Below are 9,337 nucleotides of genomic sequence, written 5' to 3'. Positions count from 1 at the left end.
TCTACCCCGCAAAAAGCTATGGAAAGCGGCGCGCTTTTGGGGCTTGCGCCAGATCGGACCTATGGCGACTTTCGCGAAATGGCGACCCGCGAGAACCGCATCAAGGGTGGGATCGAGGCGGTGTCGATCGTCACCCCGAACCATATGCACTACCCGGTCGCGCGAGAGTTTCTCAAACGCGGCATCCATGTAATCTGCGACAAGCCGCTGACATCCTCTTTGGCGGACGCGCGCAAACTGGCCAAGATCGCCAATGAAAGCGGTGCGCTGTTCGTCTTGACCCACAATTACACCGGCTATCCGATGGTCCGCCAAGCGCGCGAAATGGTGGCGAATGGCGAGCTTGGTGCGATCCGTGTGGTGCAGGTTGAATATCCGCAGGATTGGCTGACCGAAGCTGTCGAGGCTACGGGCACCAACAAGCAGTCCGAATGGCGCACCGATCCGGCGCGGTCTGGGGCAGGCGGATCTACCGGCGATATCGGCACCCATGCCTTCAACCTCGCGGGTTTCGTGACGGGGCTAGAACTGGAAGCTTTGGCCGCAGATCTGCAAAGCTTCGTGCCGGGCCGCAGGGTCGATGACAATGGGCATGTGCTGCTTCGCTACAAAGGCGGGGCGCGGGGGATGCTTTGGTGCAGTCAGGTCGCACCCGGCAATGAAAACGCCTTGCGCCTGCGCGTTTTCGGCGAAAAGGGCGGGCTCGAATGGGCGCAAGAGGATCCGAACTACCTTTGGTACACACCATTCGGAGAACCGAAGCGGCTTTTGACGCGCGGCGGCAATGGTGCCCGCGACGTGGCCGCGCGCCTTACCCGCACACCGGGCGGGCACCCAGAGGGCTATATCGAAGGCTTCGCCAATATCTATACGGAGGCGGCACGCGCAATCCGCGCGAAGAAGGCCGGACAACCCATTCCAGCGGATGTGATTTTTCCAACGGTGGATGACGGGGTGGCAGGCGTTGCCTTTGTTGACGCCTGCGTTCGTTCATCCGCACGCAATGCGGCTTGGGTTCGATTAGGGTGATGCCATGACACTGGCCGAAGCCCCGCTCAACAACAACACATCAGCGGCACCCCGGTCAGCCCGGCCTGTACTGGCGTTAAGGGGCGTTGATCGCTCTTTCGGCCCGATCCAGATTTTGCACGACATCAACATCGAGCTATATCCCGGTGAAGTTCATGCCTTAATTGGCGAGAATGGCGCAGGCAAATCCACCACGATGAAGATCATGTCGGGCTACCTCGCCCCCAGCAAGGGCGCGGTAGAGCTGGACGGGCAGCCGGTAACATTCGCGCTTTCGCGCGAGGCCGAGGCGCAGGGTGTGACCTTGATCCACCAAGAGTTCAACCTCGCGCAGCTACTGCCTGTCGAGCAGAACATCTTTCTCGGCCACGAACTGAAACGGGGCTGGCTTCTCGACCATCCGACGATGCGGGCGCAAACCCGCGCGCTGCTTGCGCGGCTTGAAACGCCGATCGATCCGCGCACCAAGGTTTCTGATATCTCGGTGCCAGAAAAGCAGATGGTCGAAATCGCCAAGGCCCTGTCGCGCGACGCCCGTGTGCTGATCATGGACGAGCCCACCGCCGCCCTGACAACGCGCGAAACAGAGGTGCTGTTTCGGCAGATCGAGCGGCTGAAGGCCGAGGGTGTGGCGATCCTATATACCTCGCACAAGCTCGATGAAGTGGCGAAGATCGCCGACAAGATCACCGTCATGCGAGATGGCCGTCTGGTGGTAACGGCGAGCCGTGGCGAGATGACGGTCGATCAGATGGCCGAGGCGATGGTCGGGCGCGAGCTTTCGGACATGTTTCCACCCAAGCGGCCGGCACCGGATGCCGAGCCTGTTCTCGAGGTGGCGGGGCTCAGCGTTGGCGGCATGGTGCGCGAGGTGTCTTTCAAACTTGGCCGGGGCGAGATTCTCGGCTTTGCCGGGCTTGTTGGCTCGGGTCGGACCGAGTTGATGGAGGGCATCATCGGCGTGCGGCACACGACCGGCTCGGTCAAGATCAACGGCAAGCCCACGCATATCCACTCGGTCGAGGCGGCGATGAAGGCCGGAATTGTGTATCTGCCCGAAGACCGCAAAGAGCACGGGTTGATCCTGACGCAAGGTATGCGCCGCAACCTTACGCTCTTGGCGTTGAAGAAGTTTACCCGCGGCCTCGTCAATACGGCCGCCGAAGAAGCCGCGCTTGACCGTTCGATCGAGGAGTTCGACATCCGCGCGCCAGAGCGTGACGTTCTGGTCGGCAACCTCTCGGGGGGCAATCAGCAAAAACTCTTGCTTGCCAAGATCATGCTGGCCGAACCTCAGATCGTCATCATCGACGAGCCGACGCGCGGCATCGATGTTGGCACCAAGCAGCAGTTTTACGGTTTCATCCATGGCCTGATCGATGCCGGCCATTCGGTAATCGTCATCTCGTCGGAAATGACCGAGGTCATCGGCCTTTGCGACCGGGTCGTGGTGATGCGGCAGGGCCAGATTGCGGGCGAAGTTTCGGGTGAAGATGTCTGCGAAGACGTGATCGTGCGCCTCGCCATGGGGCTGGACAGGAAGGACAATGGCAATGGTTGAGACGCGCGTGAACGCACCGGGCGGCAGAAAGTTCCGCGTCGATTTGCAGGTGCTGGGGCCGATCTTGGCGCTGGTTTTGCTGATCGTCATTGGCACGATCCTGAACCCCGATTTTCTGGCGGCGCGCAATATCACCAACGTGCTGTCGCGCTCGGCCTTCATCGGGATCATTGCGGTCGGAATGACCTTTGTCATCACCGCAGGCGGGCTTGACCTTTCGGTTGGCTCGATGACGGCCTTCATCGCTGGCCTGATGATCCTTTTGATGAACGCGCTCATACCGGCGCTTGGGGCAGGCTGGACAATCATTGCAATCGGCATGGGCGCGGGTGTGATCATCGGCGCGCTACTGGGGGCGGCCAACGGGTTATTGATTACCCGGATGGGGATCGAGGCTTTCATCGTAACACTCGGTTCGATGGTGATTTTTCGCTCGCTGGTCACTTGGCTTGCCAATGGTGGCACGATTTCGCTCAACTTCGCGCTCGGCGACATCTACGAGCCGGTTTATTACGGCGGGCCGTTTGGTCTGCGTTGGCCTATCCTTGTTTTCGCCGTGGTCGCTCTGCTGGGCGAGATCACCATGCGCCACACCGCCTTTGGCCGCCATTGCGCCGCGATTGGCTCTAACCCGCAGGTCGCGCGCTATTCGGCTGTGCATGTCGAGCGGGTGCGGCTGATGACCTATGTGCTGCTCGGGCTGCTGGTCGGGCTTGCCTCGGTGCTTTACGTGCCGCGGCTCGGCTCGGCCTCGAATACGACGGGCTTGCTGTGGGAACTTGAAACCATCGCCGCGGTCATCATCGGCGGCACCCTGCTCAAGGGCGGCTTCGGCCGGGTTTGGGGCACGGTGGTGGGCGTGATGATCCTCGGCCTGATCGACAACATCCTGAACTTGACCGACCTGGTAAGCCCCTATCTCAACGGCGCGATCCAGGGGGTCATCATCATCCTGGCCGTTGTATTGCAACGCGCAAGGAAATCGACCCGCTGACCACGTCTGGTCAAAAGGGAACTTATGAGGAGGAAAACCATGAACTTGAGACGCTCCATTGCTGCCACCGCCGTGGCGTTGGTCATGGCCGCCCCGGCCCTGGCGCAGGACATCACCGTCATCGGCGTGTCGATCCCGGCGGCCACGCATGGCTGGACCGGCGGGTTGAACTTTCACACCGAGCAGACCATCGCACGGCTGGAAGCAACTTACCCCGAACTTGATTTCGTGCTCACAACCGCCAGCGACCCGGCCAAGCAGGTCAACGATATCGAAGACATGATGGCGACGCGCAACATCGACGCGCTGGTGGTGCTGCCGTTTGAAAGCGAGCCGCTGACCGCGCCTGTCAAGCGCGTGAAGGAAGCCGGTGTCTGGGTTACGGTGATCGACCGCGGGCTTTCCGAGGACGGGATCGAAGACCTTTATGTGGCGGGCGACAACCCCGGTTTCGGCCGCGTTTCGGGCGAGTTCTTCCGTGACATGATGCCGGATGGCGGCAAGATCGTCGTGCTGCGCGGTATTCCGACCACGATCGACAACGAGCGCGTCGCAGGCTTCCAAGCTGCGATCGAGGGCACCGGGATCGAGATCCAGGGCATGGAGCACGGAAACTGGAACCGCGACGATGCCTTCAAGGTGATGCAGGACTTCCTGTCGAAATATCCGCAGATTGACGCCGTTTGGGCATCGGATGACGATATGGCCGTTGGCGTTTTGGCCGCGATCAAAGAAGCCGGGCGGATGGACGAGATGTGGGTGCTCGGCGGTGCCGGTATGAAGGAGATGATCGCCAAGGTCCGCGATGGCGATGCATATGTGAAGGCCGACGTGACCTATCCGCCGTCGATGGCCGCGACCGCCATTGAACTCACCGCGCTCAACTTCGTTTCGAACGCGCCTGTTTCGGGCAACTTCATCATCGGGTCGGTGCTGATTACCAAGGATAACGCCGCGCGTTTCTTCTATCCTGACAGCCCGTTCTGAGGCACGTCATAGCACTTGCGGGCTTTCCCGCAAACACCGGAGCGCCCGGCACCCAGTTGGACGCTCCACCCAACTTAGTTCTCGACCAAGCGGTGGCTGGGCAACAAATTGGCCTTCGCTTTGCGAGAGTATCGCCTAATTTTACGGTGCCTCATTCAACGGTGTGATTGATGCAGGGCCGCCCTTTAGTCCGGGGCGGCCCTTATTTGTCTACTCGGCCCCGGGCATCGCCATCTTGACCGTCATTTGGCCCGACGGATCGTGCAGATACTCTTCTTCAAACCCGAATCCGTATTTTCATAGAACGGCCGCCCAATCGTGTTCTGTGCGAACACTTCGACCCGCAACGGGCCTTTGGCGCTGGTGATATGGTCAACCATCGCCCTGCCTGACCCTTTGCCATGATGGGCCGGGTCAAGGAACAGCCCACCGATTTCGTTGCAGATCGTTTGTCTGCGGTGCTGCCCACTTTACTGCGCACAGGGCTGATGCCGGCGCAATCAGCCGCCGCCGCGCGCGCGACCCAGCGCCCGATTGGCCGCGCCGCCCGCCGCGCCAAACGGCGAGGGTGGGCCCGAAATCCTTGGCAGTCGCGCAATAGATACTACACTTAGGCACGAATCACGCTGCAACGATGGCGGATACAACGCTCAGGGAGGTAGCCGAACCATGAAAGTCGATTTCATACTTGCCGCCGCCGGACTTAGCGTCGCGCTGGCCAGCGCCGCACAAGCCGATATCGTGGTCTCTTCCAAGATCGACACCGAGGGCGGGTTGCTTGGCAATGTCATCGCCCTTGCCCTTGAAGATGCGGGCCTTCCGGTGGAACGGCGCTTGCAATTGGGGGGCACGCAGGTCGTGCGCGAAGCACAGCTGGCCGGGCAGATCGATATCTATCCCGAATATACCGGCAATGCTGCCTACTTCTTCAACGAAGCTGACAGTGACGTCTGGAAGAATGCCGAGGCGGCGCACGCCCGCGCGGCAGAGCTGGATGCCGCCGCGAACGGGCTGACTTGGCTTCAGTCGGCCCCGGCCAACAATACTTGGGCGATTGCGGTGATCGGATCGCTGGCCGAGGCCAACAATCTGCGCACCATGTCCGACTTTGGCGCTTGGGTGGCTGGGGGCGGTCAGGTGAAGCTCGCAGCCTCGACCGAGTTTGTGTCTTCCCCCGCAGTGCTGCCTGCGATGCAAGAGGCATATGGCTTTGTGCTGACGCCCGACCAGACGGTGGTGCTATCAGGCGGTGATACTGCGGCCACGATTCAGGCGGCCGCACGCGGCACCTCTGGCGTGAATGCGGCGATGGCCTATGGCACCGATGGCGGCGTTGGCGCAACGGGGCTGGTGGTGATGGCCGACGACAAGGGGGTGCAGCCGGTCTATGAGCCCACGCCCGTTGTCCGCGACGCGGTGCTGGCGGAATATCCGACCATTGCTGACGTGCTGAACCCGATTTTCGCCGGGCTGGATATGGCGACGCTGCAAAGCCTTAACGGGCGCATCCAAGTTGGCGGCGAGCCTGCCGAGGCAGTTGCGCGTGACTATCTTACCCAGATCGGAGTGCTGGACTGATCGCCGCCACAGCCAAGGCGCGCAGCACGGGCCAAAGGCTTTCCGCGCCGGGCCTGCTGTTCGCGGCCTTGGGGATTGCAGCACTGCTGGCACCTTTCATGACGCTGGCCGCCAACCGCATTGTCGCGGGCGAGGGTGTCGCGGCGTGGCGGCTTGCGGGGCCAGAGGTGACGCTGCCGGGGCTGATGGCGCTGGCATTGGGGTTGGTGCTTGGCCTGTTGCTCTCTTGGCCAAGGCTGCGGCTGGCGGGTGCGTTACTGGGGTTGTCGGGCCTTGTCTGGCTTCTGTCGCAAGGTGCCCCTTCCTTGCTGGAAGGCGCGGGTAATTACGCGCGCGTCTCGCCTGGGGCGGGGTTCTGGTCGCTGCTTGTGATCTTTTCACTGCTGATGGCCGATGCGCTGTCGAACCTTGCGCCGGGGCCGCTGGCGCGCGCTGGCCTTTTGGTGGCGGTGCTGGGGGGGCTGGCGCTTTTACTGCGCTCGGGCGCGCTGTCCGAACTTTCGATCCTTCAGGAATATGCCAGCCGCGAGGGCCCGTTTCGCGATGCGCTGCAACGCCACCTTGGCCTCGGCTTCGGTTCGCTGGCGGTGGCGGCGCTGATCGGCCTGCCGCTTGGCGTGCTTTGCCACCGCCGCGCCGGGCTGCGCCGCGCGGTGCTGCCGGTGCTGAGTTTTCTGCAAACCATCCCGTCGCTTGCGATGTTCGGCTTCATGATCCCACTGCTTGGCTGGGTCGGTGATACCGTGCCGGGTGCGCAAGCCATCGGCATTGCCGGAATCGGCTTTGCCCCGGCCTTTTTGGCGCTGGTTTTCTATTCGCTTTTGCCGGTGGTGGCCAACACGGTTGCGGGGCTTCAAAGCACACCGCCCACCGCACGCGAGGCAGCACGTGGCATGGGGATGACCGAGTGGCAGCGCCTTATCCGAGTCGAGATGCCATTGGGGTTGCCGGTGATTTTGACAGGGCTTCGGATTGTGCTGGTGCAGAACATCGGCCTTGCGGTGATCGCGGGGCTCATCGGGGGCGGAGGGTTTGGTGCGTTTGTCTTTCAGGGGCTAAATCAGACAGCAACTGATCTGATCTTGCTTGGCGCGCTGCCCACCGTGGGCTTGGCCTTGGCCGCTGCCATCGTCATGGACATCTTCGTTGACCTTGCCAGACCGATACCGGAGCGCGCAGCATGATCGAGATCGACCGGATCACCAAAATCTACGACGACGTGGCGGCAGTGGATTCGGTATCCATGACCGTGGAATCCGCTACGATCACCGTGATCGTTGGCACCTCTGGTTCTGGCAAGACCACGCTTTTGCGCATGATCAACCGTCTGGTAGAGCCAAGCTCGGGCGAAGTGCGCATCAACGGCGAGCCGACGTCGGCGATTGAAAAACACGTTCTGCGGCGGCGCATCGGCTATGCCATCCAAGGCCACGGGCTTTTTCCGCACCATACCGTCGCGCGCAATATCGGCGCGGTGCCCGAGTTGTTGGGTTGGACTAAGGAAAAGATCAGGGCACGAGTGGACGATCTTTTGACCTTGTTCTCGATGGACCCTGCGCAGTTTCGTGACCGCTACCCTTCGGAGTTGTCAGGCGGCGAAAAGCAGCGCGTGGGCGTGGCGCGCGCTTTGGCTTCACGCCCCGATCTTTTGTTGATGGATGAACCCTTTGGCGCGCTCGACCCGATCATCCGGGCCCGCGCGCAGCAGGATCTGCGCCGTATTCAGCGTGCGCTCGGCTCGACCATCGTTCTGGTCACGCATGACATGGAAGAAGCCATTCATCTGGGTGACCGCGTTGCGGTGATGGATGCAGGCCGGCTGGTGCAATACGGCGCGCCTGCCGAGATCATCCTGCATCCGGCGACAGATTTTGTGGCCGAAATGGTGGGCGGGGTGGACCGCCCGCTTCGGCTATTATCACTCGCCCCGGTGTCCGAAATCGTCGAACCCGGAGACGCTGCGGGCGAGGCGCTGGATTCACATACCAGCCTGCGCGATGCGCTTTCGGCCTGTCTTTGGACTGGGCGAGATGCGGTGCCAGTGGCCTGCGATGGTGCGCTGGTGGGGCGCGTGACGCTGGATGCGATCCGCGCGCGGGCGGCAGGCCCGCAATGAAGCGCGCGACCCTGCTGCGGGTGACACTTACAGGATTGCTGCTGGCCCTGGTGTTGCGGCCTACATGGTTCACATGGGCCTTTGCACCGTTTGCGCCTGAAAACGGGCCCATCATCTATCAACGCGCATCGCTGCTTTCGCTATCACTCAGCCATCTCGGCATCGTTGCACTTGCCTCCAGTGCTGCGACATTGGTGGCGGTGGCGCTGGCCATTCTGGTGACCCGACCCGCAGGGGCCGCGTTCCGCCCATTGTCGCGCACGATCACGAATATGGGCCAAACCTTTCCTCCGGTGGCCGTGCTGGCGCTGGCGGTGCCTGCGCTGGGTTTTGGTGCCGGGCCCACGCTGGTAGCGCTGTTCCTTTATGGCCTGCTGCCGATTTTCGAGAACGCAGTTACCGGGCTATCAACCCTGCCGCCCGCGACGATGGAGGCCGCGCGCGGGATCGGCCTTAACCGCTGGCAGCGACTGGTTCGGGTGGAGGTGCCGCTTGCGCTGCCGGTCATTCTGACAGGTATCCGCCTTTCGGTGGTGATTGCCCTAGGCACGGCCACGATCGGCTCTACCGTTGCGGCAAAGACCTTGGGCGAGGTCATCATCGCAGGGCTTTTGACAAACAACACCGCCTATGTGCTGCAAGGCGGTCTGATCGTCGGGCTGTTCGCGGTTCTGATCTATGACGCGCTGGTGCAGCTTGAAGCGCGCCTATCGCGGCGTCTTGGGGCCTAGCAGGCAGCGCATCTCGCCCCTCAAGCAAATGTTTACGCCTATCGTCGAAACCGGAGACGAGGGTCGCGGCGATGCCGCTTGGCGCAGCAGGCGGCACACTGCGGTGCGGGTCAGCGCGGTGCCGCGATCGGACAAAGGTGAAGGCGTCGATCAACAGGCGAAAGAGGCTTTCGTAAAAACAATGCGTTACGGGCTTTGGCGATGACGGAAAACTTCGACATCTATGGCGACGATGGCGACAACATGCTGTCTGGGACGCCGCTGGGCGAGCGTATCGCGGGCTTGGGCGGAAACGATCTGCTATTGGGGCAGGGGGGCGGTGACACCCTTGATGGGGGGGC

At 62.0% G+C, this 9,337-nt stretch carries 9 protein-coding genes; 8 read left to right on the top strand and 1 reads right to left on the bottom strand.

Going from position 1 to position 9,337, the window contains the following annotated elements; genetic code table 11:
* From ABY403_RS09255 to ABY403_RS09240, 4 genes are all read left to right on the top strand, one after another.
* On the top strand, nucleotides 1–1,029 hold a 1,029-nt coding region (locus ABY403_RS09255; RefSeq protein WP_372840499.1), incomplete at its 5' end, for a Gfo/Idh/MocA family protein.
* 4 nt (nucleotides 1,030–1,033) lie between these two features.
* Nucleotides 1,034–2,590, top strand: coding sequence for a sugar ABC transporter ATP-binding protein (locus tag ABY403_RS09250; protein ID WP_372840498.1), 1,557 nt, complete (start codon nucleotides 1,034–1,036; stop codon nucleotides 2,588–2,590).
* A complete protein-coding gene (locus ABY403_RS09245; RefSeq protein ID WP_372840501.1) occupies nucleotides 2,583–3,584 on the top strand; it encodes an ABC transporter permease in 1,002 nt (333 codons plus the stop codon). The genes ABY403_RS09250 and ABY403_RS09245 overlap by 8 nt, the downstream gene beginning before the upstream one ends.
* Nucleotides 3,585–3,623: 39 nt before the next feature.
* Nucleotides 3,624–4,571 (top strand): ABC transporter substrate-binding protein, encoded by a 948-nt coding sequence (locus ABY403_RS09240; RefSeq protein WP_372840497.1) that lies wholly within the window; start codon nucleotides 3,624–3,626, stop codon nucleotides 4,569–4,571.
* A 242-nt stretch (nucleotides 4,572–4,813) separates the two neighbouring features.
* On the opposite strand, the gene ABY403_RS09235 is transcribed toward ABY403_RS09240, so the two are convergent.
* Nucleotides 4,814–4,996 carry a hypothetical protein gene (locus ABY403_RS09235; protein WP_372840500.1) on the bottom strand — a complete coding sequence of 61 codons (183 nt, stop codon included), beginning with the start codon at nucleotides 4,994–4,996 and terminating at the stop codon, nucleotides 4,814–4,816.
* 244 nt (nucleotides 4,997–5,240) lie between these two features.
* Between ABY403_RS09235 and ABY403_RS09230 the strand changes: the two genes are divergently transcribed.
* The 4 genes from ABY403_RS09230 (at nucleotide 5,241) to ABY403_RS09215 (ending at nucleotide 8,996) form a co-directional block, all read left to right on the top strand.
* Nucleotides 5,241–6,149, top strand: a complete 909-nt coding sequence (locus ABY403_RS09230; protein WP_372840496.1) for an ABC transporter substrate-binding protein — start codon at nucleotides 5,241–5,243, stop codon at nucleotides 6,147–6,149.
* 98 nt (nucleotides 6,150–6,247) lie between these two features.
* Entirely contained in the window at nucleotides 6,248–7,333 is a 1,086-nt protein-coding gene (locus tag ABY403_RS09225; RefSeq protein ID WP_372840495.1) for an ABC transporter permease, read from the top strand.
* Nucleotides 7,330–8,265: an ABC transporter ATP-binding protein gene (locus tag ABY403_RS09220; protein WP_372840494.1), complete on the top strand. Its 936-nt coding sequence runs from the start codon at nucleotides 7,330–7,332 to the stop codon at nucleotides 8,263–8,265. The genes ABY403_RS09225 and ABY403_RS09220 overlap by 4 nt, the downstream gene beginning before the upstream one ends.
* Complete coding sequence (locus ABY403_RS09215; protein WP_372840493.1) at nucleotides 8,262–8,996, top strand: ABC transporter permease; 735 nt, start codon at nucleotides 8,262–8,264, stop codon at nucleotides 8,994–8,996. The genes ABY403_RS09220 and ABY403_RS09215 overlap by 4 nt, the downstream gene beginning before the upstream one ends.
* Nucleotides 8,997–9,337 lie beyond the last annotated feature (341 nt).

This window comes from Phaeovulum sp., assembly GCF_041596715.1.
Classification (GTDB): Bacteria; Pseudomonadota; Alphaproteobacteria; order Rhodobacterales; family Rhodobacteraceae; genus UBA6213.
Note: the sequence above shows the minus strand (reverse complement) of the source record. Positions and strands in the feature narration are given on the sequence as shown.

Excerpts from the sequence above, each read along its gene's own strand:
- ABY403_RS09250 (WP_372840498.1), top strand. The coding sequence starts at position 1,034 with ATGACACTGGCCGAAGCCCCGCTCAACAACAACACATCAGCGGCACCC.
- ABY403_RS09245 (WP_372840501.1), top strand. The coding sequence starts at position 2,583 with ATGGTTGAGACGCGCGTGAACGCACCGGGCGGCAGAAAGTTCCGCGTC.
- ABY403_RS09240 (WP_372840497.1), top strand. The coding sequence starts at position 3,624 with ATGAACTTGAGACGCTCCATTGCTGCCACCGCCGTGGCGTTGGTCATG.
- ABY403_RS09230 (WP_372840496.1), top strand. The coding sequence starts at position 5,241 with ATGAAAGTCGATTTCATACTTGCCGCCGCCGGACTTAGCGTCGCGCTG.
- ABY403_RS09225 (WP_372840495.1), top strand. The coding sequence starts at position 6,248 with ATGACGCTGGCCGCCAACCGCATTGTCGCGGGCGAGGGTGTCGCGGCG.
- ABY403_RS09220 (WP_372840494.1), top strand. The coding sequence starts at position 7,330 with ATGATCGAGATCGACCGGATCACCAAAATCTACGACGACGTGGCGGCA.
- ABY403_RS09215 (WP_372840493.1), top strand. The coding sequence starts at position 8,262 with ATGAAGCGCGCGACCCTGCTGCGGGTGACACTTACAGGATTGCTGCTG.